Origin of the sequence: Leminorella grimontii ATCC 33999 = DSM 5078, assembly GCF_000439085.1 — a bacterium.
In the GTDB taxonomy this organism is placed as follows: domain Bacteria; phylum Pseudomonadota; class Gammaproteobacteria; order Enterobacterales; family Enterobacteriaceae; genus Leminorella; species Leminorella grimontii.
In genome coordinates this window covers 57048-82796 of record NZ_AUUA01000005.1, presented here as the reverse complement: position 1 = coordinate 82796, position 25749 = coordinate 57048, and the positions used below count along the sequence as shown (strand labels likewise).

23 protein-coding genes are annotated in these 25749 nt (G+C 55.6%); 18 read left to right on the top strand and 5 right to left on the bottom strand.

Annotated features, from left to right (window positions below; genetic code table 11):
• Positions 1-102 precede the first annotated feature (102 nt).
• The 7 genes from yacL to G544_RS0110985 all read left to right on the top strand — a co-directional run bounded on the left by yacL (position 103) and on the right by G544_RS0110985 (position 7243).
• On the top strand, positions 103-465 hold the full coding sequence (gene yacL / locus G544_RS0111015; protein ID WP_027274653.1) for a protein YacL: 363 nt from the start codon (positions 103-105) through the stop codon (positions 463-465).
• A 640-nt stretch (positions 466-1105) separates the two neighbouring features.
• The gene (locus tag G544_RS0111010; protein WP_027274652.1) at positions 1106-1735 is read left to right on the top strand and encodes a ferredoxin-like protein; all 630 of its coding nucleotides are present in this window, start codon (positions 1106-1108) and stop codon (positions 1733-1735) included.
• A 56-nt stretch (positions 1736-1791) separates the two neighbouring features.
• Complete coding sequence (locus tag G544_RS0111005) at positions 1792-3894, top strand: aldehyde ferredoxin oxidoreductase (protein WP_027274651.1); 2103 nt, start codon at positions 1792-1794, stop codon at positions 3892-3894.
• A 17-nt stretch (positions 3895-3911) separates the two neighbouring features.
• Positions 3912-4619, top strand: a complete 708-nt coding sequence (locus G544_RS0111000) for a YdhW family putative oxidoreductase system protein (RefSeq protein WP_027274650.1) — start codon at positions 3912-3914, stop codon at positions 4617-4619.
• 190 nt (positions 4620-4809) lie between these two features.
• Positions 4810-5481 carry a 4Fe-4S dicluster domain-containing protein gene (locus G544_RS0110995; RefSeq protein ID WP_051155709.1) on the top strand — a complete coding sequence of 224 codons (672 nt, stop codon included), beginning with the start codon at positions 4810-4812 and terminating at the stop codon, positions 5479-5481.
• Positions 5478-6263: a thiosulfate reductase cytochrome B subunit gene (phsC, locus tag G544_RS0110990; RefSeq protein WP_027274648.1), complete on the top strand. Its 786-nt coding sequence runs from the start codon at positions 5478-5480 to the stop codon at positions 6261-6263. The genes G544_RS0110995 and phsC overlap by 4 nt, the downstream gene beginning before the upstream one ends.
• Positions 6264-6265: 2 nt before the next feature.
• Positions 6266-7243 (top strand): YdhT family protein, encoded by a 978-nt coding sequence (locus G544_RS0110985; RefSeq protein WP_027274647.1) that lies wholly within the window; start codon positions 6266-6268, stop codon positions 7241-7243.
• Between the two features lie 58 nt (positions 7244-7301).
• Here the strand turns inward: G544_RS0110985 and hemL are convergent, their stop codons facing one another.
• Positions 7302-8585 (bottom strand): glutamate-1-semialdehyde 2,1-aminomutase, encoded by a 1284-nt coding sequence (gene hemL, locus G544_RS0110980; RefSeq protein WP_027274646.1) that lies wholly within the window; start codon positions 8583-8585, stop codon positions 7302-7304.
• A gap of 379 nt (positions 8586-8964) precedes the next feature.
• Between hemL and erpA the strand changes: the two genes are divergently transcribed.
• Positions 8965-9309, top strand: a complete 345-nt coding sequence (gene erpA, locus G544_RS0110975) for an iron-sulfur cluster insertion protein ErpA (RefSeq protein WP_027274645.1) — start codon at positions 8965-8967, stop codon at positions 9307-9309.
• A 50-nt stretch (positions 9310-9359) separates the two neighbouring features.
• Here the strand turns inward: erpA and G544_RS0110970 are convergent, their stop codons facing one another.
• The 3 genes from G544_RS0110970 to mtnN are packed head-to-tail and all read right to left on the bottom strand — an operon-like array spanning position 9360 to position 11538.
• Positions 9360-9974: a TRIC cation channel family protein gene (locus G544_RS0110970; RefSeq protein ID WP_027274644.1), complete on the bottom strand. Its 615-nt coding sequence runs from the start codon at positions 9972-9974 to the stop codon at positions 9360-9362.
• A 17-nt stretch (positions 9975-9991) separates the two neighbouring features.
• Positions 9992-10807 carry a vitamin B12 ABC transporter substrate-binding protein BtuF gene (gene btuF / locus G544_RS0110965; protein WP_245614594.1) on the bottom strand — a complete coding sequence of 272 codons (816 nt, stop codon included), beginning with the start codon at positions 10805-10807 and terminating at the stop codon, positions 9992-9994.
• A gap of 26 nt (positions 10808-10833) precedes the next feature.
• Complete coding sequence (mtnN, locus tag G544_RS0110960; protein WP_027274642.1) at positions 10834-11538, bottom strand: 5'-methylthioadenosine/S-adenosylhomocysteine nucleosidase; 705 nt, start codon at positions 11536-11538, stop codon at positions 10834-10836.
• 267 nt (positions 11539-11805) lie between these two features.
• Here mtnN and dgt point away from each other — a divergent pair, with 267 nt between their 5' ends.
• From dgt to G544_RS0110940, 4 genes are all read left to right on the top strand, one after another.
• Positions 11806-13302, top strand: coding sequence for a dGTPase (gene dgt, locus G544_RS0110955; RefSeq protein ID WP_027274641.1), 1497 nt, complete (start codon positions 11806-11808; stop codon positions 13300-13302).
• Between the two features lie 178 nt (positions 13303-13480).
• Positions 13481-14635 carry a CdaR family transcriptional regulator gene (locus tag G544_RS0110950; protein WP_027274640.1) on the top strand — a complete coding sequence of 385 codons (1155 nt, stop codon included), beginning with the start codon at positions 13481-13483 and terminating at the stop codon, positions 14633-14635.
• Positions 14636-14835: 200 nt separating this feature from the next.
• A complete protein-coding gene (locus G544_RS0110945; protein WP_027274639.1) occupies positions 14836-15591 on the top strand; it encodes a hypothetical protein in 756 nt (251 codons plus the stop codon).
• A gap of 115 nt (positions 15592-15706) precedes the next feature.
• Positions 15707-16426, top strand: a complete 720-nt coding sequence (locus tag G544_RS0110940; RefSeq protein WP_027274638.1) for a type 1 glutamine amidotransferase — start codon at positions 15707-15709, stop codon at positions 16424-16426.
• Positions 16427-16492: 66 nt separating this feature from the next.
• Here G544_RS0110940 and garD read toward each other — a convergent pair whose 3' ends face one another.
• Positions 16493-18055, bottom strand: a complete 1563-nt coding sequence (gene garD / locus G544_RS0110935; protein ID WP_147654615.1) for a galactarate dehydratase — start codon at positions 18053-18055, stop codon at positions 16493-16495.
• Between the two features lie 544 nt (positions 18056-18599).
• On the opposite strand from garD, the gene G544_RS0110930 reads away from it, so the two are divergent.
• The 6 genes from G544_RS0110930 (at position 18600) to G544_RS0110905 (ending at position 25746) form a co-directional block, all read left to right on the top strand.
• Positions 18600-19949, top strand: coding sequence for an MFS transporter (locus G544_RS0110930; protein ID WP_036023863.1), 1350 nt, complete (start codon positions 18600-18602; stop codon positions 19947-19949).
• 17 nt (positions 19950-19966) lie between these two features.
• Positions 19967-21301, top strand: a complete 1335-nt coding sequence (locus G544_RS0110925) for an enolase C-terminal domain-like protein (RefSeq protein ID WP_027274635.1) — start codon at positions 19967-19969, stop codon at positions 21299-21301.
• Between the two features lie 68 nt (positions 21302-21369).
• Positions 21370-22710, top strand: a complete 1341-nt coding sequence (gene gudD / locus G544_RS0110920; RefSeq protein ID WP_027274634.1) for a glucarate dehydratase — start codon at positions 21370-21372, stop codon at positions 22708-22710.
• A gap of 58 nt (positions 22711-22768) precedes the next feature.
• Positions 22769-23539: a 2-dehydro-3-deoxyglucarate aldolase gene (gene garL, locus G544_RS0110915; protein ID WP_027274633.1), complete on the top strand. Its 771-nt coding sequence runs from the start codon at positions 22769-22771 to the stop codon at positions 23537-23539.
• Between the two features lie 78 nt (positions 23540-23617).
• The gene (gene garR / locus G544_RS0110910; RefSeq protein ID WP_027274632.1) at positions 23618-24523 is read left to right on the top strand and encodes a 2-hydroxy-3-oxopropionate reductase; all 906 of its coding nucleotides are present in this window, start codon (positions 23618-23620) and stop codon (positions 24521-24523) included.
• A gap of 86 nt (positions 24524-24609) precedes the next feature.
• Positions 24610-25746 (top strand): glycerate kinase, encoded by a 1137-nt coding sequence (locus tag G544_RS0110905; RefSeq protein WP_027274631.1) that lies wholly within the window; start codon positions 24610-24612, stop codon positions 25744-25746.
• Positions 25747-25749: the final 3 nt, after the last annotated feature.

The window sequence follows — 25749 nt, the reverse complement described above, 5'->3', positions numbered from 1 at the left end:
GCGGTTTTTTTATGTGAATATATGTGCATCTCGGTGGTGCGGCGAGGGGCTTCACGGGTATGATGATTATGGAATAACGTTAACATACGGCGGGAGCATACGATGGACTATGAATTTACGTTAGATATTACAGGCCAGGTCGTTGCCCGTTTTTCTATGGATCATGAGGCGATTGGCCACTGGTTGAATGAAGAGGCTAAAGGCAACGTGGCGCTGCTTGACGAGGTAGAGGCTGCGGTTAAAGGCGTTCGCGGCAGCGAGCGGCAGTGGCAAAGGGTAGGCCACGAATATACTCTTTGGCTCGATGCCGAAGAGGTTATCGTTCGCGCCAATCAGCTTGAGCTTGAAAGCGATGAGCTGGAAGAGGGCATGTTTTACTACGACGAAGAGAGCATGTCTTGCTGCGGCGTTGAGGACTTTCTTCGCGTATTGGCGGACTATCGGGCGTTTTTGGCAGGGAAATAGGCCTCAGCGGTTAGCCTGATGCCGCATTTTGATTGCCCGCGCTTTTTAAAAGCGCCACGGTTCTCTTCGTTTCTCCCTTCTGCCGTTTTCTCGACGGCGTTAATTATGGCAGACGCCTCGTTTCTCTTTTTATGTTTTCTCCCCTCATTTTATTTATAATTGGTCACAATGAGTGTTTCTGTCGTCTTTAAGATTCTTGTCCATAGAATACAGTCATTTTATTAATAGACCGTGAATGATGACTATTTGTTATTAATGTAAGAAAGATGCTTTTATTTTTATAAAAAGGTATAAATTTAAGCCTATCAATATTAAGAAAACCTCTCCTTTTTCCTTTTTATAACAATAAAAAAAGATAACAATTGGTTAACTATTTAATTGATATTTATTGATAATGTCTTGTTTGTTATTAAAAGGCATTTATTCATGATTAATGGTTCTATATTAATGATAATGAATATCAATAACCATTCATTTAGTGCGGGTTTTCAGTTTTAGTTGATAACGATCACAGATTATTTCGAGAAATAAGACGACTATTATCGCGCGTATACCTCTTTGTTGGTAAATGTGAAGAAATTATAAAAATAATATCGAACGTGTTGTTATTTCAGCGAGTACGGAAGAGGATGTGAAATAAATGTCTAATAACGTCGAACGTCCATTTTTAGATAGTGGTTTAACACGACTCGAGTTTCTGCGTATATCAGGTAAAGGCCTTACGGGATTGGCCATTGCCCCTTCTTTACTATCACTCTTTGGTTGTACACAGGAAGACGTTGACAGCGGTACCGTTGGCTTAATAACGACGCCTAAAGGGGTGTTAGTTACGCAAAGAGCCCGGTGTACCGGCTGCCACCGCTGCGAGATTTCCTGCACCAACTATAACGATGGGGCCGTCGGAACGTTCTTCTCCAGAATCAAAATCCACCGCAACTACTTCTTTGGCGACGGTCGGGTTGGGTCTGGCGGAGGGCTTTTCGGCGATCTGAACTATACGCCGGACACGTGTAGGCAATGTAAAGACCCTCAGTGCATGAAGGTGTGCCCCATCGGGGCTATCTCCTATAGCGAAAAAGAGGGATGCATTACCGTCGATCATAAGCGCTGTATTGGATGTAGCGCCTGTACTACGGCCTGTCCATGGATGATGGCGACCGTCAACACCCAGACGCATAAGTCGTCTAAATGCGTTCTGTGCGGCGAGTGCGCAAACGCCTGCCCGACGGGCGCATTAAAAATCATCGAGTGGAAAGACATTACGGTCTAAGCGACCTATGTCTTGGCAGCGGTTCCTTTTGATTTCAGCGTGTTAAGGAAAAGATCATGGCTAACGGTTGGACGGGTAATATATTAAGAATTAACCTTTCGACGGGAAAGATTTCTCTCGAAGATTCCAGCAAATATAAGCAGTTTATCGGCGGTATGGGCTTTGGCTACCGCATCATGTATGACGAAGTGCCGCCTGGCACCAAACCCTTTGACGAAGCCAACAAGCTGGTTTTCGCCGTCGGGCCGTTAACCGGCTCGGGCGCGCCCTGTAGCTCTCGCGTTAACATCACCAGCCTGTCGACCTTTACCAAGGGCAACCTGGTGGTGGATGCGCACATGGGCGGCTTTTTCGCCGCACAGATGAAGTTTGCGGGCTACGACGTCATCATCATTGAAGGCAAGTCCGAGACGCCAGTTTGGATTAACATTAAAGACGATAAGGTCAGCATTGAGAAAGCTGACTTCCTGTGGGGCAAAGGCACGCGCGCCACGACGGAAGAAATTTGCGGCATGACCAGCGCGGAAACCTGCGTAGCGACTATCGGCCAGGCCGGGGAAAACCTGGTGCCGCTTTCCGGTATGTTAAACAGTCGCTGCCACAGCGGCGGTGCGGGCACCGGCGCGGTTATGGGCTCTAAGAAGCTGAAGGCGATCGCCATCGAAGGCACCAAGGGCGTCGGCATTGCCGATCGTCATGAAATGAAGCGCCTGAACGATTACATGATGACCGAGCTTATCGGCGCTAACAACAACCACGTTGTGCCGAGCACGCCGCAGGCGTGGGCTGAATACTCGGCGCCGGGTTCCCGCTGGACGGCGCGTAAAGGCCTGTTCTGGGGCGCGGCCGAGGGCGGCCCGATTGAAACGGGGGAAATCCCTCCGGGCAACCAAAACACCGTTGGTTTCAGAACCTATAAGTCGGTCTTCGACCTGGGGCCGGTCGCCGAGAAGTACACGGTAAAAATGAGCGGCTGCCATTCCTGCCCTATCCGCTGCATGACGCAAATGAACATCCCCAGAGTCAAAGACTTTGGCGTGCCGACCACCGGCGGTAACACCTGCGTGGCTAACTTTGTCCATACGACGATTTTCCCCAAAGGGCCAAAAGACTTTGAGGAGAAGGACGACGGGCGCGTTATCGGCAACCTGGTTGGGCTAAACCTGTTTGATGACTACGGCCTATGGTGTAACTACGGTCAGCTGCATAGAGACTTCACCTACTGCTACAGCAAGGGCGTGTTCAAGCGCGTGCTGCCGGCGGAAGAGTATGCGGAAATCCGCTGGGATCAGCTGGAAGCGGGCGACATCAACTTCGTGAAAGACCTGTACTACCGCCTGGCGCATCGCGTAGGCGAGCTGAGCCACCTGTCGGACGGTTCTTACGCGATTGCCGAACGCTGGAATTTGGGCGAAGAGTACTGGGCCTACGCCAAAAACAAGCTGTGGTCGCCGTACGGCTACCCGGTTCACCACGCCAACGAAGCGTCGGCACAGGTGGGGGCTATTACCAACTGCATGTTTAACCGCGACTGCATGACCCATACCCATATCAACTTTATTGGTTCCGGTCTGCCTTTGAAGCTGCAAAGGGAAGTGGCCGCCGAGCTGTTCGGCTCCGCAGACGCTTACGACGAAACGAAAAACTATACGCCGATTAATCCGGCAAAAATCAAATACGCCAAGTGGACGCTGCTTAAGGTTTGCCTGCATAACGCCGTTACGCTGTGTAACTGGGTGTGGCCGATGACGGTATCTCCGCTCAAGAGCCGCAACTATCGCGGCGATCTGGAACTTGAAGCGAAATTCTTCAAAGCGGTAACCGGCGACGACGCAACGCAGGCCTCTCTGGATTTGGCCGCCGAACGTATTTTCACTCTGCACCGCGCCTATACGGTGAAGCTGATGCAGACCATGGATATGCGTAACGAGCACGACCTCATCTGCTCATGGGTGTTTGACAAAGATCCGAAGATCCCGGCCTTCACGGAAGGGACGGACAAAATGGATCGCGACGACATGCATAAGTCGTTCACCATGTTCTACACCGAGATGGGTTGGGATCCTGAGCTGGGCTGCCCGACGAAAGAGACGCTTCACCGTCTGGGTCTTGAGGACGTAGCGGCCGACCTGGCCTCTATGAACCTGCTGCCTTCTTAAGTTCGGTGAGGGTACCGATGAGCGCGTTAAACGAAGAGATTCTGAATCCGGACACGGCGCCAGGGGCCGATGCCGAGGCTGACGAAGCGGTCGATGCCGGTAAGCGTCGGTTGTTTAGCCGGTCTTCGCTGCAGGGCGAGTCGCTACAGCGAGAAATCGAAGAAGCCCAGGCAGAGCTTGAGGCGACCCAGATTTCTCCGGTCGATATCGTGGCTGACTTTATCCGTCAGCGTTCGATGGCCGGCACGCTGGTGACGCACGGCACGTTTCTTCTGCCGCCGTATTCGATTTCCGAGAAGGCATTGGATGACGTGATGCAGACGGTGTTTGAATCTGAAGAGTGCGGCGATATCGTCGTTTGCCCGGGAGAGCAGGAGCGCTATTACTACTCGACCCAGGGCATGTCGACAAACTACGCCAACATGTGCGTTTTGGTGATGGAGAAGGATATCTGCAAGACCATCGCGCACGCGGTGAGGTTTGAGTGTGAAACCTATCCGCGCCCTTACAAGGTCGCCATGTTGACGCAGGAGCCGTACCGCTTTTCGCCTGAAGAGATTGAGGCCGCGCTGGCCGCAATAGATTCGCATCCGGACTATGCCGACATTCGGCCGGTGTCTTCATCAAACGATGTGGACTACCTGTTCAGCGAGCGTTTCATGAGTTTCGGCAAGGCCTACGGGCTGTGCGAATGGCTTGAAGTCGAACAGTTTCAGAATCCGTAAACGTTTAAGGCAGCATCGGGTCGTGGCGGCCAAAAAGAATACCGACAGGCCATGACCCAATTAAGCAACCACTTTAACTATTTCATTGATTCGAAATAGGCAATGGCGGAGCAATACAAATGAGCAAGGTATATTTAGCGTTATGGCGAAAGCCGGGCTATTGCCGTCAACAGAACCGGGGGATGAGCAGATGACCTACACTCGGCGTAAATTTGTCATCGGCATGGGAACGGTTATCTTCTTTACCGGCCCCGGTCGAAGCGTGTTGGCGGCATCGGGCAAAACCCAGCCTGTACGCTATGCGATGATCCACGATGAGACCCGCTGCAACGGCTGTAATCTGTGCGCAAGGGCCTGCCGCAAGGTGAACCACGTTCCCGACAGCGGCAGCCGCCTGTCAATCGCCCATATTCCCGTTTCCGACAACGAGAACGAAACCCAGTACCACTTTTTCCGTCACTCCTGCCAGCACTGTGAGGACGCGCCCTGCATTAACGTTTGCCCGACCGGCGCATCCTACCGCGACGAGAACGGCATCGTCAGAGTGAACAAGTCGAGCTGTATCGGCTGTAGCTACTGTATCGGTGCCTGCCCTTATCAGGTTCGCTATCTGAATCCTAAAACCAAGGTAGCCGATAAGTGCGACTTCTGCGTCGAATCTCGTCTTGCCAAGGGCTTTGCGCCGATATGCGTGAACGTCTGTCCGCAGAACGCGCTGATCTTCGGCAAAGAGGATAGCCCAGAGGTACAGGCCTGGCTTGCGAACAATAAGTTCTATCAGTACCAGCTAAAAGGCGTAGGCAAGCCCCATCTGTACCGCCTTTTCGGTCAACACCTGATAAAAAAGGGGGATAGCGTATGAACGCCGCGCTGAATGCTGAACAGTTCCAGTCCCAGCTTCATCAGTACGTGCCGCTGTTTACGCCGCAGTATTGGCCGGTATGGCTCACCATCGCCGGTCTGGCGCTGGTGGCCATGCTGCTGGTGCTGGCGCTGCATGCGATGCTGCGCGCTCGCCAAAGCGGGAAGAAGCATGGAGAAAGCCATGAGAAGGTCTATCTCTATTCTAAAGCGGTCCGCCTTTGGCACTGGTCCAACGCCTTGTTATTCATTCTGCTGCTGGGCAGCGGCCTGATTAACCACTTTGGCCTGGTGGCGTCCGAGGCGGTAAAAAGCCTGGTAGGCGTGCACAAGATCTGCGGTTTTCTGCTTATTGCCTGCTGGCTGGGCTTTGTGCTGATTAACGCCGTAGGCGGCAACGGGCATCACTACGTTATCAGGCCGCAGGGGTGGATGGGGCGTGCGACGAAGCAGGTTCGCTTTTATCTGTTTGGCATCATGAAAGGAGAAGAGCACCCGTTCCCGGCAACCGTTCATTCTAAGTTCAACCCGCTGCAGCAAATAGCCTATCTGGGCGTGATGTATGCGCTAGTGCCGCTGCTGCTGATTACCGGACTTTTGTCTCTGTATCCACAGGCAATGTCTTTCAATGCTGCGGGCGCTCACTACTGGATACTGCAGGCGCACTTCGTGCTGGCGGTGCTGAGCGTGTTCTTCATCTTTGGTCACCTCTACCTGTGCACGACCGGGCGTACGCCGACCGAGACGTTCAAGTGCATGGTTGACGGTTACCATCGTCACTAACGATGTTAATTACTCGTCACGATCTTCGGGGCTGGCGCGTCAGCCCCGATATCTATCGTTGGTTCATACGCCATTTTCCCTCCGGCGGGCGCTACGCCGACGTTCACAGCCTGCTTATTCAAAGCGGTAGAGTCAACTGGGCCACCAGCCTGGTTGAATACGCCTATTCTCTGTGGCTGGAAAAGGAAGGCTTCGTCCGTCAGGAAACGCAGGCGACCGATTTGCTCGCCTGCGGCCTTAATCAGACGCAGGACGCTGGACTCGATTTTGTCAGACCTTCCCCAGCCGTGAGCCCATACGCCTATAGCCAGAAAGTCGCATCGCAAATCGACGGCTACCGCTGGATGGACGTGGATAACGCTTCGCAAATAGGCTGTTCCGGGGATGACGCTCGCATTGGCAGCTGCGGCGGCAGCGCGCGCATTTCCTGTAGCGGAGTTAACGCTCACATCGGCAGCACGGGCGAATACGGCTGGCTGAGCAGTTCCGGCTATGCATCGCAGATAGCCAGCGCGGGCTACGCGTCGCGCATAGGCTGCGTCGGGCACGACGTGCGCATCGGCAGTTCGGGCGACAGGGCCAGGATCGCCTGCGCCGGCAACTCCGCTAAGGTTAGCAGCACCGGGGACGGCGTACGTGCCGCTAATGCCGGCATGCGCGGGCGTATTGGCAGCGCCGGCGAGCGCGCCAAGGTGGCTAATGCCGGGGACCTGTGCCACGTATCAAGCTTTGGCGCGCAAAGCGCTATTGCCAACGTCGGCGATGGCGCACGGCTTGTGGCGATGGGAGACGCCGCTCAGGTTGTTTCAACCGGCAGCGTCGACTACGTTATTTTGGGGCCGGGCGCCTGCGCCGCGCTGTCCTACTTTGACGGTGAAAGAACGCGGTTTGCGATCGCCTACGAGGGGGAGAACGGCATTCGGGCTGGGGTGAGATATTGCCTTAATGGGAGGCATGAGTTTGTTGAGTATCAGGGATAGAAGCAAAAGGCCGCGTCAAACAACGCGGCCTTTCTCTTATGGAGAGTATGGTCCGCGCTTACGCCAGCTTCGCAAAGCAGCGCTCGGCGGCGCTGATGGTTTTCTGGAGGTCTTCTTTTGAGTGCGCCAGCGACATAAAGCCGGCCTCAAAGGCGGACGGCGCCAGATAGACGCCTTCTTCCAGCATCAGGTGGAAGAACTTCTTGAAGCGTTCGACGTCGCACTTCACTACGTCCTGATAGCAGGTCACGGTGTCGGCATCGGTAAAGAACAGGCCGAACATGCCGCCCACGTGGTTCACCACCAGCGGAATGCCCTGGCGCTTGGCGGCTTCAAGCAGCCCGTCTGCCAGCATTTGAGTGCTTTCCGCCAGCTGTGGGTAAATGCCCACGTCGGTCAACTGGCTCAGGCAGGCGTAGCCTGCGGCCATGGCTATCGGGTTGCCGGACAGGGTTCCCGCCTGATAGACAGGACCGGTTGGCGCCAGCGCGGCCATCACGTCGCGGCGGCCGCCGAACGCGCCGACCGGCATGCCTCCGCCGATGATTTTGCCTAAGCAGGTCAAGTCCGGCTTTACGTTATAGTGGGCCTGGGCGCCGCCCAGCGCTACGCGAAAGCCTGTCATGACTTCGTCAATGATAAGCAGCGCGCCGTACTGGTCGCACAGCTTGCGCAGGCCGGGCAGGAAGTCCGGCTGGGGCGGGATGCAGTTCATGTTGCCAGCGACCGGTTCAACGATGATACAGGCGATTTCTTCAGGGTGTTGTTCGAACGCCTCACGAACGGAACTCAGATCGTTATAGGTACAGGTTAGCGTATGCTTGGCGAAGTCGGCGGGGACGCCCGGCGAGTTGGGCTGGCCCAGCGTCAGCGCGCCGGAGCCGGCTTTGACCAGCAGGCAGTCGGCGTGGCCGTGGTAGCAGCCTTCAAACTTGATGATTTTGTCGCGACCGGTAAAGCCTCGGGCCAGGCGGATGGCGCTCATGGTGGCTTCGGTGCCGGAGTTGACCATTCGGACCATGTCCATGGAGGGTACCAGCTCGGTCACCAGCGTAGCCATTTCAACTTCCATTTCCGTCGGGGCGCCGAAGCTCAGCCCTTGCGTAACGGCTTCAATAACCGCATCGCGGATGACGTCATTGTTATGGCCCAGAATCATTGGCCCCCACGATCCCACGTAGTCAATGTAGGCTTTGCCATCGGCATCATAAAGATAGGCGCCGTCGGCGCGTTCAATGAACAGCGGCACGCCGCCGACGCCGGTAAAGGCGCGTACCGGAGAGTTTACTCCGCCAGGGATCACTTTCTGTGCCTGTGCGTATAAATTTTCTGACTTGCTCATAATGGCGGGCTCCTGCCTTAATTATCTGGAAAATCGGGAAACGCCGTCCATTCTAAAAGAACTGTCGTTAAATAACAGCGTCGGATTGTTAATGTTTGTGCCAGGTTAAATAGATTCCGCGTTAAAAGCGGATGCCGGTTCTCTCATCGTGCTTTCGCCTGTTGTAAAATAACAAAATGAGGCGTAGTTTACGGTGTCAAACGGCCCGCAGGGCTGCCCCCAAGGTCGGCGCGAACGGTAAACGAATGCGCAGAATACTTGAACGTTTTAGTCAACTATTGGATAATCGTAGCCATTACCGGTTCGCCAACGCAGCGGGCCAGCGCAGGCTAAAATGACCAGCGCAGACTAAAATGAATAGATAAGCCGGAGATAATTGATGAGCGATTCAACAGCACTGCCCTTGGAGTTTACCGATGCGGCAGCCAATAAGGTAAAAGCGCTGATTGCAGACGAAAGCAATCCCGAACTTAAGCTGCGTGTTTATATCACCGGCGGCGGATGCAGCGGCTTCCAGTACGGCTTTACCTTTGATGAAAAGGTAAACGACGGAGATATGGTTATCGAGAAGCAGGGCGTTTCTCTGGTGGTCGATCCGATGAGCCTGCAATATTTGGTCGGCGGCGCGGTTGACTATACCGAAGGGCTGGAAGGCTCCCGTTTTATCATTCAAAACCCGAATGCCAAGAGCACCTGCGGATGCGGGTCGTCGTTTAGCATCTGATACGGTTTTTAGACTTTTACTGAGAAAGCACGGCATCGCCGTGCTTTTTGCTATTTTTCCAAGCTAAACGTCGGCAGCTTGAGGCTCCAACGAATCGCCGCCAGGCGGATCGCCAGAGTAATAATCATGCCGATGTAGGCTGCGTCATCCAGATCGAGGCGGAAAAAGTAGTAGCCTGTTGCATGGATTGAGCCGCCTATGATGCAGGCCGTGGCGTAGACCTCGGTTCTAAGTATCATCGGGACTTCCCGCGCCAGCACGTCGCGAATGATGCCGCCGCCGACGCCGGTCAGCACGCCCATGCAGGTTGCCACCAGCGGGCCGGTTCCTGCTGCGAATGCCTTATTGACGCCGATGCCGACGAAAACCGCGAGCCCGATGGCGTCCAGCACCGGCAGGATCCACTTGGGAAGCGTGCGGGGATGGCGTACGAGTACGATGGTAGCGACGCAGGTGACCAGCGCCACTACCAGGTCGGTGGGATCCTTAACCCAAAACGCCGGGCCGTTAGCCAGCGCCATATCGCGAATCGTCCCACCGCCGACGGCGGTCACGACGCCCAGCACTAGCACGCCGAAGGGATCCATCCGCAGCTTTCCCGCTAAAAGAACGCCCGAAATGGCAAAGACCGATGTTCCAAGTATGTCCAGCCAGTAAACCAGCATTTATCAGTGCTCCAATCCTATGAACCAGATGAAATTTGCGAAAGCTTTTGGCATACCGCCTCCGCGGCCAGCATAATCCTTGGGCCGCTGCGGTTAAACCAGTCTTCAGGGACGCTAATAATGGGGACCTCGAGCTGGCCGCGCCAAAACGCCCTGACGTTCTCTTCCTGCGAGCCGTCGCCGGCAATCAGGATAGCCTCCGGCCGACGCGCCAAAACCTGCTCGCGGCTTACCTGCGGCCAGGGCGCCGGGCTGTCGGCAAAGACGTTTTTTCCTCCGCACAGGGAAACCACCTCGCTTTGCAGCGTTTTTCCCGATGCGGTAAACAGCGGCTGATTGCTGAACTGAAGAAAGACGTTTATCGGCGGCGCGTCCGCCTTTTTATAGCGTTTTTCCAACGCGGTTTTTTGTTCCAGCAGCTTCTGCGCCGCCTGCTGCGCCTCTTCCGGGTGCGGGCTGTAGGGCGCCAGTTGGGAAAGGTTTGCGGCGATACCGTCAATGGTATCGGCGTCGGTATAGACGATAGGAATACCGAACCCGCTAAGCTGGTCCAGCACCTTTTGCGGATTGCCGCCGCGCCAAGCCAGAATCAAATCCGGCTTGAGGGCTAAAACCCGTTCGAGGTTGATGCCCTGCCAGGAAGCAACACGCTCAAGGCGGTTTGCTTCGGGAGGATAGTCAGAATAGTCGCTGGCGGCGATCAGGCTGTCGCCAAGGCCTGCCGCGTAGGCAAGCTCGGTCGCGTGCGGCGCAAAGCTGATGACGCGCTCGGCGGCGGCAAAGGCTACCGTGCCGACGAGGCTAAAAACGATAACCGAGATCCACCCGGCCAGTTGCACACGCGATGGTTTTGGCCCGATCACGGAGCTTGTTCAGCCAGCTCGGTTAGCATGGTGGTCACCATCAGTGACGACTGCTTGGCGGCCAGCTCAAGAAACTCGTCGAAGCTCTGGTGAGATTCCCGATCGGCGACGTCAGAAATAGCGCGCACGACGACGAACGGCGTACCGAACTGGTGACAGACGTGTCCGATAGCAGCGGCTTCCATTTCAACGGCGATCGCCTGAGGGAATACGCTGCGAATGCGGGCCAGAGGTTCGGCGCCGTTAATGAAGGCGTCTCCGCTGCACACCAGTCCCTTAACGGCGTTCAGCTCACAGCGGCGAATGCAGCGTTCGGCAAGGCCGATAAGCGCGACGTCGGCGGTAAAGGCGGCGGGGCAGCCGGCCATTTGGCCCGGCTCGTAGCCAAACGCCGTAACGTCGGCGTCGTGGTAGCGAACCTCATCGGAAACGACGATATCGCCCACCTTCAGCGACGGCGACAGGCCGCCGGCGGAGCCGGTATTGATGATGGCATCCGGACGGCAGAGTTCCAGCAGCAGCGCGGTGCCCATGGCCGCAGCGACTTTGCCGATGCCGGACTTCAGCAGCGCAACCTCGACGCCGTTCAGGCGCCCGGTATAGATTTCGCATCCGGCGCGCCGTAGGGTGGTCATGTTTTCAATCTGTGAACGCAGCAGGGTTACTTCCTGCTCCATTGCGCCAATAATGCCTACTTTCATGGTATCTGTCCGTCATCTTCTGTGTATAAACGTGGCCGGTAGTCTAACATGCTAATAGAAGAAATTAAGCTCCCCCTCATGCAGAGTTTTTCGACCGAGATGTTCCTTTTATCCTGTTGCGGATAATGTATGATGGTTTGCGGAGCACTTTTTCAGCAATGATATAAAAGCGTTTTACTTTTCATCGAGATAACGTCGCTATTTTTGGCGCTATTGCCAAAGGCGCTGAAAGTAAAGCAACGGCGTTAGCGCAGACTAGGAAAAGCCATGTCCGGGATCGATTTTTCTAAACGAATCAGGGTTCAACGTCCTTTTAGTTCCTCATCCGCCCCAGAGGGCGAGTACGGCATTACTCGCCAGTTTGAAAGCGATCGCGGACGCATCATCAACTCCGCGGCAATCCGTCGGCTTCAGCAGAAAACGCAGGTTTTTCCTCTGGAGCGCAACGCCGCCGTACGCAGCCGATTGACGCACTCAATGGAGGTCCAGCAGGTTGGGCGCCACATCGTCAAAGAGATCCTCAATCGGCTCAAAAAGGCGGGAAGAACGCAGGAGCTGGGGCTGGAAAACCTGTTTGACGCCTTTGAAAGCATCGTGGAAATGGCCTGCCTGATGCACGATGTAGGGAACCCTCCCTTCGGGCACTTCGGCGAAGCGGCGATCAACAACTGGTTTCGTAAGCACCTGCGCGACGGCGCAGGCAAGCTGTGCGTTTATCCCTGTCTGCGCCTGGAGGATGAACAGCCGGAGCTCAATCAGCTGCGGCTGCGGGTGTGTCAGGACCTCAGTAACTTTGAGGGCAACGCGCAGGCCATCCGGCTAGTCCATACGTTGCTGAAGCTCAACCTCACTTACTCCCAGGTCGCCTGCATTTTAAAATATACCCGGCCGGCCTACTGGTCCGGCGAGGCGCCGCCGCAGTACGGCTATCTGATGAAAAAGCCTGGCTACTATATGGCCGAGGAGAACTTTGTATCCGAGCTGCGCTACCAGCTGGGCATGGAAGGGTTCAACCGCTATCCGCTGACCTACATTATGGAGGCGGCTGACGATATTTCTTACTGCATCGCCGATCTGGAAGATGCGGTGGAAAAGAATATTTTGACCGTCGATCGGCTTTACGAGCTTTTGAAGAAGTCCTGGGGAGATGTGGCGGAAGGCGACCTGTTTGATAAAACCATCGGAGGCGCGCTGCGCAAGGTCGAGCAGGGCAGCGGCCATCGCCACAGGGAAGATCAGTTCTTTATGTATCTTCGGGTCTTTACCATCGGGCAACTGGTGCCGAGGGCCGCCGAGAGGTTTATCAACCACCTGCCGGCAATTTTCGAAGGCAGCTTTAATCAGGCGCTGCTGGAGGGAGGAGACGAGGCCTTTAAGCTGCTCAGCGTCTATAAAGACGTCGCGCTGACCTATGTGTTTAGCCAGGATGAGGTTGAACAGCTTGAGCTTCAGGGGTATCGGGTTATCAGCGGCCTGTTGGATATCTATAGTCCGCTTCTGGATATGCCGTTGGCCGACTTCAACCAACTGGTGAAAGAGAATCGCCACCGCGGCTACCTGATAGAAACCCGCCTCTACCATAAGCTTTCCACCAAGCATTGCATGGCCTACAAAGAGGCCGTGGCGCAATTAGGGCATTTACCTGAAGCACAGCGGGAAATTCGGGAGTTTTATTTTCGCGCCCGGCTGATTCAGGACTACATCAGCGGCATGACTGATTTATACGCCTATGACGAATATCGGCGGCTAATGGCTGCGGATTAACTGCCTTTAAGCGGGCGTGAATGCGGCGCCCGCCTTCGTTTTTTTTTCCTACGCATTGATATTTGTGACTATTCCCTCACTTTGAATAAATAGAGCGCAATCTTGTGCAATTGCACAATGCGCAGATCATTCACTCCGATTAGTCTGGGCGGGTTAAGCGCGTTGTAAGGATACCGCCATGTCTTTTTATCACCTTGATGCCAAGCTCGCCCAGGACATCGTCAGCCGGACGATGCAGATTATTGATAGCAATATCAACGTAATGGATGCCAAGGGGAACATCATCGGCAGCGGTGACGCCAATCGCATCGGTGAGCTGCACGAGGGAGCGCTGTTGGCGCTGTCGCAGGGGCGTATTGTAGAAATCAACGACGCGGTCGCCGCCAGCCTTCAGGGCGTCAGGCCTGGCATTAATCTTCCGCTTCGGGTTGAGGGCGACATAGTTGGCGTTATCGGTCTGACCGGCGATCCCGACCTACTGCGTCAGCACGGGCAGTTGGTCAGCATGGCGGCGGAGATGATGTTGGAACAGGCCCGGCTGCTTAACATGCTGGCGCAGGACAGCCGAATGCGGGAAGCGCTGGTGCTGAACCTTATTCGCAGCGATGAGCTGCCAGCGGCGTTGACTGACTGGGCTCAACGGCTGGGAATCGACCTGGCGCAGCCGAGGATCGTGACGCTTATCGAGCTGGAAAGCGGTCACCTTGGCGTCGAGGTGTCGATGACTGAACTACAGCAGATGCAGGCTCTGCTTACGGCACCCGATCGGGACAACCTTATCGCGATTGTGTCGCTTAATGAGATGGTGGTGCTGCAACCGGCTTTAAACTCTCACGGGCGCTGGGATGCTGACGAACACCGCAGGCGAGTAGACGCCCTGCTGCAGCGCGTCTCTGAGAATACCCGCCTTAAGGTCAGCGTGGCGCTTGGCAACCATTTTTCCGGGCCGGGAAGCGTCGCTCGCTCCTACAGTACGGCCAAAGCCGCGATGTCAGTCGGCAAAAAGCGGATGCCTGAGCTGCGCTGCTACTACTATCAGGACCTGATGCTGCCGGTGCTGCTCGACAGCCTGCGCGGTGGCTGGCAGGTGAATGAACTGAATCGCCCGCTAATCAAGCTCAAGGCGATGGACAACAACGGCCTGCTGCGACGCACCCTGCTGGCGTGGTTTAAACACAACATGCACCCTGGCGCTACGGTAAAGTCGCTCTATATTCATCGAAACACGCTTGATTATCGCCTTAATCGTATTTCCGAGATTACAGGGCTTAATTTGAAAAAGTTTGACGATCATATGCAGCTGTATATTGCGCTACAGCTGGATGAAGAATAGCGTTTTACCAAGAATATGAAGCCAGCGGCTTTCTCGTGGGTTCTTTTTTCTTTATACCGTTAAAAAACCTTATTATTTCCTCTTTATTCTCCCTTCCTATTCCGCTTTAATACGGTGCTAATTGATATTTTTGAATATATATCAATGTGGCCTGTGGCCTCCATCGTTTATGGGAAGAATATAATTGAAGAGGGAGCTCTATGGTAAAAACGTTTTCCAACATCATGCCCAGATCGGTATTTTGTGCGCTGGGAAACTGGTCATCCGCTGAATTTTCTGTATTAAAAAAGGCAATAGGGCAAGCGGGATTTGAGTTTGATGAAACCTTTTCTGGATTAGAGCATGACGACCGAATGCCCAATTCCTTTGAGGTCTCTGCGGATCTGGTCCACTATTCATTTACCGAAGAAGACCTGCGGGCCATTGAAAGCCACGGCGGCGTCGCCTATTTTTTAGCGCCCAGAGTAAAACGGCGCGAAGATTTAGAACCTATGATGACGAAGTCGCTGATTTTTATTAAACGCCTGTTTAATGAATTCGGCGTTACGGCGCTTAAAGCCGAAAGCCAGGGCATCGCCCACGGCCGGTCGCGTTGGGTGGCCTTAAGCGAATCTTGCGCCAATGCGCCTTCTCGGTCGTGCCTGTATTACGCGTTTGTTAGAAGGCCGATTGGCACCGAATACGGCCTTCACAGCTGCGGCCTTCATCTTTTCGGGCTGCCGGACGTGCTTTATAGTTATGACGCTACGCAGGAGTCCGCTGAAGATGCGTCAAAAAATATAGACAGCATCGCCAATATCGTTTTTAAAACCAACGGTAATTTTGAGGATATTACTCAGGAAATAAAGGCCTCTGAGCTAGCTAAACGTAATTCCAGACTTATTGAATGTAAATTCTATGAAGAGGACGCCTTTTTATATAACCCTTATGGGTATATTTATGTTTATGATGAGTGACAGTGGCGTGCGCTATTTTATCAAAGGTTATTTAGCATATTTCCCTTCAAGTCTGATGGGCAAAAGTATTGTCTAAAAGGGAATTAACGAGCCAATCATCAGGAGGCAACAAACAGTGCGAATTCATTTCATTATTCACGAATCCTTTGAGGCGCCCGGCGCCTATGAGGACTGGGCTAAAATGCGCGGTCATTCCGTCAGCCGCTCTCGAATCTATGAAGGAGAGCGCTTGCCGGAGTCGGTTGCGGATATCGACATGCTGATCGTAATGGGCGGCCCCCAGTCGCCGAGCACCACGATGGCGGAATGCTCTTACTTTGACGCTGAGGCGGAAAAGGCGCTGATATCCAAGTCTATCGCCGCCGGTAAGCGGGTGCTGGGCGTTTGTTTGGGCGCTCAGCTGGTCGGCGAAGCGATGGGGGCGCGCTTTGGGCACAGCCCGGAGAAGGAGATTGGCAAATATCCCATTGCGCTAACCGAATACGGATTGAGCAACGACAGGTTTACCCACTTTGGCAAAACGATAGACGTCGGCCACTGGCACAACGACATGCCCGGCCTGACGCCTGAAGCCAAAGTGATTGCCTACAGCGAAGGATGTCCGCGGCAGATCGTCGAATATGGTGATAACGTCTACGGCTTTCAGTGCCACCTAGAGCTCACGCCGGAAGTAGTGGAACTGCTGATCGCCAATTCGACCGGCGACCTAAGCCGCGCCGACGAGTTCAAATTTGTTCAGACGCCGGAGGAACTGCGCCGTAACGACTATCGGGAGATGAACGAGGCGCTTTTTGGTTTTCTGGATAAGTGGGTGGCCGGTTTTTCTGCGAGATAAATTTTCCTGATCCTGTCTGTTTAAAAACGGCCCGTTGCGGGCCGCTTTCTCTCTTTGATTAAACCATCAGGTCACCGGCGCCGGGTTAAACACTGCCAGCGCGTTGTGCAGCCCCCATCGATCGGACCACGGTTTTTTGCGGCCGCTGGCGACGTCCAGCAGCAGGTGGAACAGCTCCCAGCCTACGTCTTCGATCGTTGCTTCGCCGGTGGCGATGGTGCCCGCGTCGATGTCCACCAGATCAAACCAGCGCTTCGCCAGCGCGCTGCGGGTCGACATCTTGATCACCGGCACGGCGGCCAGGCCGTAAGGCGTGCCGCGCCCGGAGGTAAATACCTGCAGCGTAATGCCTGAGGCCAGCTGCTGCGTGCCGCAGACGAAGTCGCTGGCGGGAGTGGCGGCGTAGATAAGCCCGCGCCTGGTCGGGCGCTGGCCCGGCGACAGCACTTCCACAATGGCGCTCTTGCCCGACTTGGCGATCGAGCCCAGCGCCTTTTCCACCACGTTGGCCAGTCCGCCCTTTTTATTACCCGGCGACGGGTTGGCGCTACGGTCGGTTTTACCGCTGTCAAGATAGTTGTCGTACCAGGCCATCTCTTCCAGCAGGCGCTTGCCGACCTGCTCGTCGACGGTGCGAGGCGTCAGCAGATGTACGGCGTCACGCACTTCGGTCACTTCAGAGAACATGACCGTTGCGCCGGCGCGCACCAGCAGGTCGGAAGCGAATCCTACTGCCGGGTTGGCCGTGACGCCGGAGAACGCGTCGCTGCCGCCGCACTGCATGCCGACCACCAGCTCGGACGCCGGACAGGTTTCCCGCGTTCTGGCATTCAGCCTTTGAAGGTGAATTTCTGCCACCCGCATAATCTCTTTAATCATGGCGCCAAAGCCGACGTGCTGCTCATCCTGTAGGCGAACGATCGGGCTGTCTTTGAGAATGATTTTTTGCGTATCCGGCGTGCCTTCCAGCAGCCTCTCCGGCTGAAGCTTTTCGCAGCCGAGGCCTATTACCATCACTTCGCCGCCGAAGTTGGGGTTCAGCGCCAGGTTATGAATAGTGCGGATCGGCACGACGGCGGCGGGGGCGTTGATGGCGACGCCGCAGCCGTAAAGGTGATTCAGGCCTACGACGCCGTCAACGTTGGGGTACTTGGGCAGCAGGTCGCGCTCGATAAGTTTGACCACGTAGTCAACCACGCCGGCCACGCACTGAACGCTGGTGGTGATGCCCAGCAGGTTTTTGGTGCCGACGCTGCCGTCCGCATTGCGATAGCCCTCGAAGGTATAGCCTTCCAGAGGGGGACGGGGGGCGGGAACGTGGGTCGCCAGAGGCAGCGTTTCCAGCGCCGGCGCTTCGGGCAGCGTGACCAGCGACTCTTCTATCCAGCCGCCTTGGGGAATATCCTTAACGGCGTAGCCGATGATTTCGCCGTAGCGAACGATGGCCTCGCCTTCGGCGATGTTAACCAGCGCCGCCTTGTGCCCTTGGGGAACGTGCTCCACCAGCTCAAGCCCACAGCTAAAGCGAGTGCCGGCGGGAAGTCCGTTATCATTGACGACGATCGCTACATTGTCCCGCTCGTCGACTTTAATATAAAGCGGCGTCGAGAGGCTATTCTCTTTATTCATTGTAGATACCTTCATTCCATTAAATAAATGTGATCGGGCTATCATTAAAAGCCATGCCCGTAGCGGCGCGTGAATTCTTTTCTATTTTTCAATTATGTCCTGACAATATATCTACTGCCAAAAATTAAAAATAACAATAGCTATTTTTATGACGTATTCGTAGCGTGTTTAATAAATCAAACAGTATGTGATGAGTTTCACCTTTCCGCACTAATTCCCTATTTTTTTATCAGGTTTTAATGGTGCTTCAATTCAATGATTTTACTTAATATTTACAGTTTTTAGGTCGTTTTTAGGCTAAAAAATGGCCCAAGTTACATAAATCATTGGGCATATGCCCAATGACCCGTTTTATGCATAGCCAGTAGTATTCCCTCAGCGGAACCGTGAATTCTTATTTTTCTATTTTCTTATTTCTTGGCGGGGAAATAAATCTGAGCGGAATAGTATTACCACCAGAAATTATTTTCATCCAATGGGGTTGTTAACTAACAGAATTAAAACGATTGGATAGGGTAAATAACTTTATCTATAGGAGAATAACATGGAGTCTATTAATTCAGCGACAAGCGCCAGCGTGAGTGGGGTAAAACCCACCCGCGTGCGTTTCTGGATTGTTGTCATGCTGTTTGCGGTGACCGCAATTAACTACGGCGACCGCGCGACGCTGTCAATTGCCGGAGCGCCGATGTCCTCCTCGCTGGGACTTGACGCCGTCGGTATGGGTTACGTTTTTTCAGCTTTCTCATGGGCCTACGTATTAGGCCAGCTGCCGGGCGGCTGGCTTTTAGACCGCTTCGGCTCCAAGCGAGTTTATTTCTGGAGTATCTTTACCTGGTCAACCTTCACGCTGCTGCAGGGTGCCATCGGCTTTCTAAGCGGCATGTGGGCGCTGGTTTTGCTGTTTACGCTGCGCTTTCTGGTTGGCCTGGCTGAGTCGCCCTCTTTTCCCGGCAACAGCCGCATCGTCGCCGCGTGGTTCCCCGCGCAGGAGCGCGGCACGGCTGTCGCTATCTTTAACTCGGCGCAGTATTTCGCCACCGTCATTTTTGCCCCCATCATGGGCTGGCTGACCCACGAGCTGGGCTGGCAGTTCGTATTCTACTTTATGGGCGGCTTGGGCATCATCGTCAGCTTTATCTGGGTAAAAGTTATTCATAACCCGAAAGACCATCCGAGCATCAACCAGGGCGAGATAGACCATATCGAACGCGGCGGCGCGCTGACCAATATGGATCAGGCGGGCGGCAAAAAAGACGCCAGTTCCGGCCCGAAGCTAAGCTACGTCAAGCAGCTGCTGAGTTCACGGATGCTGGTCGGTATCTATATCGGCCAATACTGTATCAACGCGCTGACCTACTTTTTTATTACCTGGTTCCCGGTTTATCTGGTTCAGGCTCGCGGCATGTCAATTCTGAAGGCGGGCTTTGTGGCTTCCGTCCCTGCGCTGTGCGGCTTTGCCGGCGGCATTTTGGGCGGCGTGATTTCCGATTACCTGATGAAGCGCACCGGCTCTGTGACGCTGGCGAGAAAAACGCCCATCGTTCTGGGCATGCTGCTCTCTATTTCGATGGTGTTCTGTAACTATATCGAATCTGAAATGCTGGTCGTCGGCTTTATGGCCTTGGCCTTCTTCGGTAAAGGCATCGGCGCGCTGGGCTGGGCCGTCATGGCCGATACGGCGCCAAAAGAAATAAGCGGCCTGAGCGGCGGGCTGTTCAACATGTGCGGCAACATTTCCGGCATCGTTACGCCTATTGCCATCGGCTATATCGTCTACTCCACCGGCTCGTTTAACGGCGCGCTGATATACGTGGGCGTTCACGCGGCTATCGCTATTTTCAGCTATCTGTTCGTGGTCGGCAAAATTCAACGTATCGAACTTAAGCTGTAATCGGAAAGGAGGCCGCTATGCACACTCAAGACACGCCAAAAATTGTTTCCATGCAGGTCGTTCCGGTTGCCGGGCATGACAGCATGCTGATGAACGTCGGCGGCGCACATGGCGCTTATTTTACGCGAAACATCGTCATCCTTAAGGACAGCGCCGGACATACCGGCGTTGGCGAAGCGCCGGGCGGAGAGACGATCCTGCGCACGCTGCAGGAGGCTATCCTTCATATAGAAGGGCAGCCGGTCGCCATTCTCAACCGTCTGGTGGACAGGATGCACCAAGGCAACCTGAACGCGGATTATGACACCTTCGGTAAAGGGGCCTGGACGTTTGAACTGCGGGTCAACGCCGTCGCGGCGCTGGAGTCCGCCCTGTTGGACCTGATGGGGCAGCACCTGGGCGTGCCGGTCGCCGAACTGCTCGGCCCCGGTAAGCAGCGGGATGAAGTAACGGTGCTGGGCTATCTGTTCTATATCGGCGATAGCCAGAGGACAGACCTCCCTTACCAGGCGCCGGAAACCGGCAAACACGAGTGGTACCGACTGCGCCATCAGGAGGCGATGGACACCGCGTCGGTGGTTGAACTGGCGGCGGCGGCCAAAGATCGCTACGGCTTTAAGGATTTTAAAATGAAGGGCGGCGTGCTGCCGGGGGAACGGGAGATAGAAACCGTCACCGCGTTGGCTAACGCCTTCCCGGATGCCCGCATCACGCTGGATCCGAACGGCGCCTGGTCGCTGGATGAGGCTATCCGGCTGTGCAAAGGCATGAACCACGTGCTGACTTACGCAGAGGACCCCTGCGGCGCGGAAAACGGCTATTCGGGCCGCGAAGTTATGGCGGAATTCCGTCGGGCTACCGGGCTGCCGACCGCGACCAATATGGTGGCCACCAACTGGCGCGAGATGTGCCACGCCATCATGCTGCAGGCGGTGGATATCCCGCTGGCCGATCCGCACTTCTGGACGCTGACCGGCGCTTCCCGTGTGGCACAGCTGTGCAACGAATGGGGGCTGACCTGGGGTTGCCACTCCAACAACCACTTTGACGTGTCGCTTGCGATGTTTACCCACGTCGGCGCCTCCGCGCCGGGTAATCCGACCGCATTGGATACCCACTGGATCTGGCAGGAAGGCCAGCGCCTGACGAAGGAACCGCTGCAAATCGTCAACGGCAAAATAGCCCTGAGCGATAGGCCTGGGCTGGGCATCGAGCTGGACATGGCGCAGGTGGAAAAGGCGCATGAGCTGCATAAGAAGATGCCGTCCGGTGCGCGAAACGACGCACAGGCCATGCAGTACCTGATCCCCGGCTGGACGTTCGATAAAAAGCGCCCGGCGATGGTTCGCTAACCGCTTCGTATGCGTCGTCTGCGGCGCACGATGAACTGATTTACGCATTGATAATTAAGGTGAATAAAATGATGACCCCGAATTCGACGCCAAGCGTTGTTGAGATGCTGGTAATTCCCGTTGCCGGTCACGACAGCATGCTGTTGAACCTGAGCGGCGCCCACGCGCCTTACTTTACGCGCAACATCGTGATTATGAAGGATAACGCGGGCAATACCGGCGTAGGTGAAGTCCCCGGCGGCGAGAAGATCCGACAAACGCTTGAAGACGCCAAGACGCTTATCATCGGAAAAACGCTGGGCGAATATAAGAACGTGATGAACGCGGTGCGCGATCGGTTTGCCGATCGCGACTCCGGCGGCCGCGGGCTTCAGACCTTCGACCTGCGCACCACCATCCACGTGGTTACCGCCATTGAAGCGGCCATGCTGGACCTGCTGGGTAAGCATCTTGGCGTAACGGTTGCCTCCCTGTTGGGCGACGGGCAGCAGCGCGACGAAGTCGAGATGCTCGGCTACTTGTTCTACATTGGCGATCGCAAAAAGACGGATATGCCTTATCAAAGCCAGCCTGACGACAGGTGCGACTGGTATCGCCTGCGCCACGAAGAGGCGCTGACGCCGGAAACCGTCGTACGGCTGGCGGAAGCGGCCTATGAAAAATACGGCTTCAACGACTTTAAACTGAAGGGCGGCGTGCTGGCCGGTGAAGAAGAAGCAGAATCCATTGTGGCGCTGGCCAAGCGCTTCCCGCAGGCGCGCATCACGCTGGATCCGAACGGTGCCTGGTCGCTGGATGAAGCCATCCAGATTGGCAAGTATCTGCGCGGTTCTCTGGCCTATGCGGAAGATCCGTGCGGAGCGGAACAGGGGTATTCCGGCCGTGAAATTATGGCGGAGTTCCGTCGCGCCACCGGCCTTCTGACCGCCACTAACATGATAGCCACCGACTGGCGTCAAATGGGGCACACCATTCAGCTACACTCCGTCGACATTCCGCTGGCCGATCCGCACTTCTGGACGATGCAGGGCTCGGTTCGCGTGGCGCAGATGTGCCACGAGTGGGGGCTGACCTGGGGCTCTCACTCCAACAACCATTTCGACGTGTCGCTGGCGATGTTTACTCAGGTCGCCGCCGCCGCGCCGGGCAAAATCACCGCTATCGACACCCACTGGATCTGGCAAGAGGGCAACCAGCGCATTACCAAAGAGCCGCTCAAGATTGAAGGCGGAATGGTGCAGGTGCCGAAGAAGCCGGGACTGGGCATCGAGATTGATATGGACCAGGTGCTTAAGGCCCACGAGCTGTATAAAAACATGGGGTTGGGCGCACGCAACGACGCCATGGGAATGCAGTATCTGATCCCCAACTGGACGTTTGACAACAAGCGCCCGTGCCTGGTGCGTTAATCCCTTGAGGGGCCGCGTTAGCGGCCCGAGCGCTGTAAATACGAGAGAAGGTTTCATCATGGCTAAAAGTTACATTCCAAACCAGTTTCGCCGCGACCTGTTGGGCGGCAAGCGGCTTATCGGCTGCTGGTCCGCGCTGGCGAACCCTATCACTACCGAAGTGCTGGGCTATGCGGGCTTTGACTGGCTGCTGCTTGACGGTGAGCACGCGCCCAACGACGTAGGCACTTTTATCCCTCAGCTGATGGCGCTGAAGGATTCAGACAGCACCCCCATCGTGCGCCCGCAGTCTAACGATCCGGTAACGATCAAACGCCTGTTGGATATTGGTTTCTATAACTTCCTGATCCCGTTCGTTGAGACCGAAGAGGAAGCAAAGCGCGCCGTGGCGTCTACCCGCTATCCGCCGCACGGCATCCGCGGCGTGTCCGTTTCTCACCGCAGCAACCAGTTCGGTACCGAAGCGGGCTATTTCAGCAAAATTAACGACAACATCAGCGTCATTGTGCAGATCGAGAGCCAGAAAGGGCTGGACAGCCTTAACGCTATCGCCGCCGTTGACGGCGTAGACGCGCTGTTCGTCGGCCCAAGCGACCTGTCGGCCGCGCTGGGATACTTAGGCCAGGCCGGGCATCCCGACGTGCAAAAGGCGATCCGTCAGGTGTTTGACTGCGCTAAAAAGCACGGCAAGGCCTGCGGCATTCTGGCCCCGGTTGAAGCGGACGCCCGCCGCTATCTCGAATGGGGCGCGACGTTCGTCGCCGTCGGCAGCGATCTCGGCGTTTTCCGCGGCGCGACGCAGGCGCTTAGCGATAAGTATCGGCAGTAAAGTACAAGTAAGGCTTGCTGCCTCATGTGAGGCGCCGCCGCGTTTTCAGCAGTTCGCGCGAATGGCCGCGCGGAGTTTATGGACTATGAGGAACGAACAATGAAAATCGGTTTTATTGGATTAGGGATTATGGGTAAGCCAATGAGTAAGAACCTGCTGAAAGCGGGCTACTCGCTGGTGGTTATGGATCGCAATGCGGACGCCGTGGCGGAAGTCGTTGCTGCCGGTGCGGTTTCAGCCTCGTCGCCGAAGGCGGTTGCACAAGCGAGCGACGTGGTTATCACTATGCTGCCCAACTCGCCGCACGTTAAGGACGTCGTTTTGGGAGAGAATGGCGTTATCGAAGGCGCGAAGAAGGGGCTGGTGGTTATTGATATGAGTTCCATCGCGCCGCTGGCCAGCCGTGAGATCTACGCCGAACTTGCCAAAAAAGGCGTCGAGATGCTGGATGCGCCGGTCAGCGGCGGCGAGCCGAAGGCGATTGACGGCTCGCTGTCGGTGATGGTCGGCGGCGATAAGGCGATTTTCGATAAGCATTACGACATCATGAAGGCAATGGCCGGATCTGTGGTTCATACTGGTGATGTCGGCGCGGGCAACGTGACCAAGCTGGCTAATCAGGTCATCGTGGCGTTAAACATTGCCGCGATGTCCGAAGCGCTGGTGTTGGCGACCAAGGCGGGCGTGAATCCTGAGCTGGTTTATCAGGCCATTCGCGGCGGCCTGGCGGGCAGTACGGTACTGGATGCGAAGGCGCCAATGGTGCTCGATCGCAACTTTAAGCCGGGCTTTCGCATCGATCTGCACATTAAGGATCTGGCTAACGCGCTGGATACTTCCCACGGCGTAGGCGCTCAGCTGCCGTTGACCGCCGCCGTGATGGAAATGATGCAGGCGCTGAAAGCGGACGATATGGGGACGTGCGATCACAGCGCTCTGGCTCGCTACTACGAGAAGCTGGCGAAAGTGGAAGTCGCCCGGTAATGACGCCGTGCCGCGGGCAAGCGCGTCCGCGGCGCTAACGGAACGTATTACTCTGGTCATTTAGTTATCTTTTATATGGACAGGTTATGAAAATAGTCATCGCACCGGATTCCTACAAAGAGAGCCTGAGCGCGCTGGACGTTGCGCGGCAGATTGAGGCCGGGTTCCGTGAGATTTTCCCCGATGCGCAGTACGTTAAGCTGCCCGTTGCTGACGGGGGAGAGGGTACCGTTGACGCGATGGTAGCCGCTACGTCAGGAACGATTCTTACTGTAGACGTGACCGATCCATTAGGCGAACAGGGAGAAGCTTTCCTCGGCCTGTCCGGCGATGAGCGTTACGCCATTATTGAGATGGCGGCAGCCAGCGGTCTGGAAAGGGTGCCGGTTAGCCGACGTAATCCAATGGTGACAACCTCTTACGGTACCGGAGAGCTGATAGCCAAGGCGCTGGATCGCGGCGTGACTCACTGCATTATCGGCATCGGTGGCAGCGCAACCAATGACGGCGGCGCCGGCATGGTGCAGGCGCTGGGCGCAAAGCTGCTCGATAAAGAGGGTAAAGAGATAGGCTTCGGCGGCGCAGAGCTCGCCAGGCTGGACAGGATAGACGTCAGCGGTATGGACAAGCGCATTAAATCCTGCCGCTTTGAGGTGGCCTGCGACGTGACCAATCCATTGACCGGGCCGCAGGGCGCATCCGCCATCTTTGGCCCGCAGAAGGGCGCAACGCAGGAGATGATAGCCACGCTGGACGCGAACCTGCTGCACTATGCGCAGGCGATTAAACGCGACCTGGGGCAGGACGTCAACGACGTGCCGGGTTCCGGCGCGGCGGGCGGCATGGGGGCTGCGCTGCTGGCGTTTTTGGGGGCGGAACTTCGACCCGGCATAGAGATCGTCACTGAGGCGGTTGGCCTTGCCGACGCGGTTAAAGATGCGGATCTGGTCATTACCGGCGAGGGCTGCATCGATAGCCAAACGGTTAACGGCAAGGTGCCAATTGGCGTGGCGCGCGTGTCTAAGCGCTACGGCAAACCGGTGATTGCTATCGCCGGAAGCCTGAGCAGCGACGTTGAGGTGGTTTATCAGCACGGGCTGGATGCCGTCTTTAGCGTGCTGTACAAAATCACTTCGTTGGACGATGCCCTCAAGCAGGCGGCGGACAACGTGAAAATGACCGCTAGAAACGTCGCAATGGCTTACCGATTGGGTAGGCTGTGAAAG

Bases quoted from the DNA above. Each gene is read 5' to 3' on its own strand.
- erpA (WP_027274645.1), top strand. From the start codon at position 8,965: ATGAGCGATTCAACAGCACTGCCCTTGGAGTTTACCGATGCGGCAGCC.
- G544_RS0110970 (WP_027274644.1), bottom strand. From the start codon at position 9,974: ATGCTGGTTTACTGGCTGGACATACTTGGAACATCGGTCTTTGCCATT.
- G544_RS0110925 (WP_027274635.1), top strand. From the start codon at position 19,967: ATGCACACTCAAGACACGCCAAAAATTGTTTCCATGCAGGTCGTTCCG.
- garD (WP_147654615.1), bottom strand. From the start codon at position 18,055: ATGAATAAAGAGAATAGCCTCTCGACGCCGCTTTATATTAAAGTCGAC.
- G544_RS0111005 (WP_027274651.1), top strand. From the start codon at position 1,792: ATGGCTAACGGTTGGACGGGTAATATATTAAGAATTAACCTTTCGACG.
- G544_RS0110945 (WP_027274639.1), top strand. From the start codon at position 14,836: ATGGTAAAAACGTTTTCCAACATCATGCCCAGATCGGTATTTTGTGCG.
- G544_RS0111010 (WP_027274652.1), top strand. From the start codon at position 1,106: ATGTCTAATAACGTCGAACGTCCATTTTTAGATAGTGGTTTAACACGA.
- garL (WP_027274633.1), top strand. From the start codon at position 22,769: ATGGCTAAAAGTTACATTCCAAACCAGTTTCGCCGCGACCTGTTGGGC.
- G544_RS0111000 (WP_027274650.1), top strand. From the start codon at position 3,912: ATGAGCGCGTTAAACGAAGAGATTCTGAATCCGGACACGGCGCCAGGG.
- gudD (WP_027274634.1), top strand. From the start codon at position 21,370: ATGATGACCCCGAATTCGACGCCAAGCGTTGTTGAGATGCTGGTAATT.
- garR (WP_027274632.1), top strand. From the start codon at position 23,618: ATGGACTATGAGGAACGAACAATGAAAATCGGTTTTATTGGATTAGGG.
- dgt (WP_027274641.1), top strand. From the start codon at position 11,806: ATGTCCGGGATCGATTTTTCTAAACGAATCAGGGTTCAACGTCCTTTT.
- hemL (WP_027274646.1), bottom strand. From the start codon at position 8,585: ATGAGCAAGTCAGAAAATTTATACGCACAGGCACAGAAAGTGATCCCT.
- phsC (WP_027274648.1), top strand. From the start codon at position 5,478: ATGAACGCCGCGCTGAATGCTGAACAGTTCCAGTCCCAGCTTCATCAG.
- G544_RS0110995 (WP_051155709.1), top strand. From the start codon at position 4,810: ATGACCTACACTCGGCGTAAATTTGTCATCGGCATGGGAACGGTTATC.
- G544_RS0110985 (WP_027274647.1), top strand. From the start codon at position 6,266: ATGTTAATTACTCGTCACGATCTTCGGGGCTGGCGCGTCAGCCCCGAT.
- G544_RS0110930 (WP_036023863.1), top strand. From the start codon at position 18,600: ATGGAGTCTATTAATTCAGCGACAAGCGCCAGCGTGAGTGGGGTAAAA.
- mtnN (WP_027274642.1), bottom strand. From the start codon at position 11,538: ATGAAAGTAGGCATTATTGGCGCAATGGAGCAGGAAGTAACCCTGCTG.
- G544_RS0110905 (WP_027274631.1), top strand. From the start codon at position 24,610: ATGAAAATAGTCATCGCACCGGATTCCTACAAAGAGAGCCTGAGCGCG.
- G544_RS0110950 (WP_027274640.1), top strand. From the start codon at position 13,481: ATGTCTTTTTATCACCTTGATGCCAAGCTCGCCCAGGACATCGTCAGC.
- yacL (WP_027274653.1), top strand. From the start codon at position 103: ATGGACTATGAATTTACGTTAGATATTACAGGCCAGGTCGTTGCCCGT.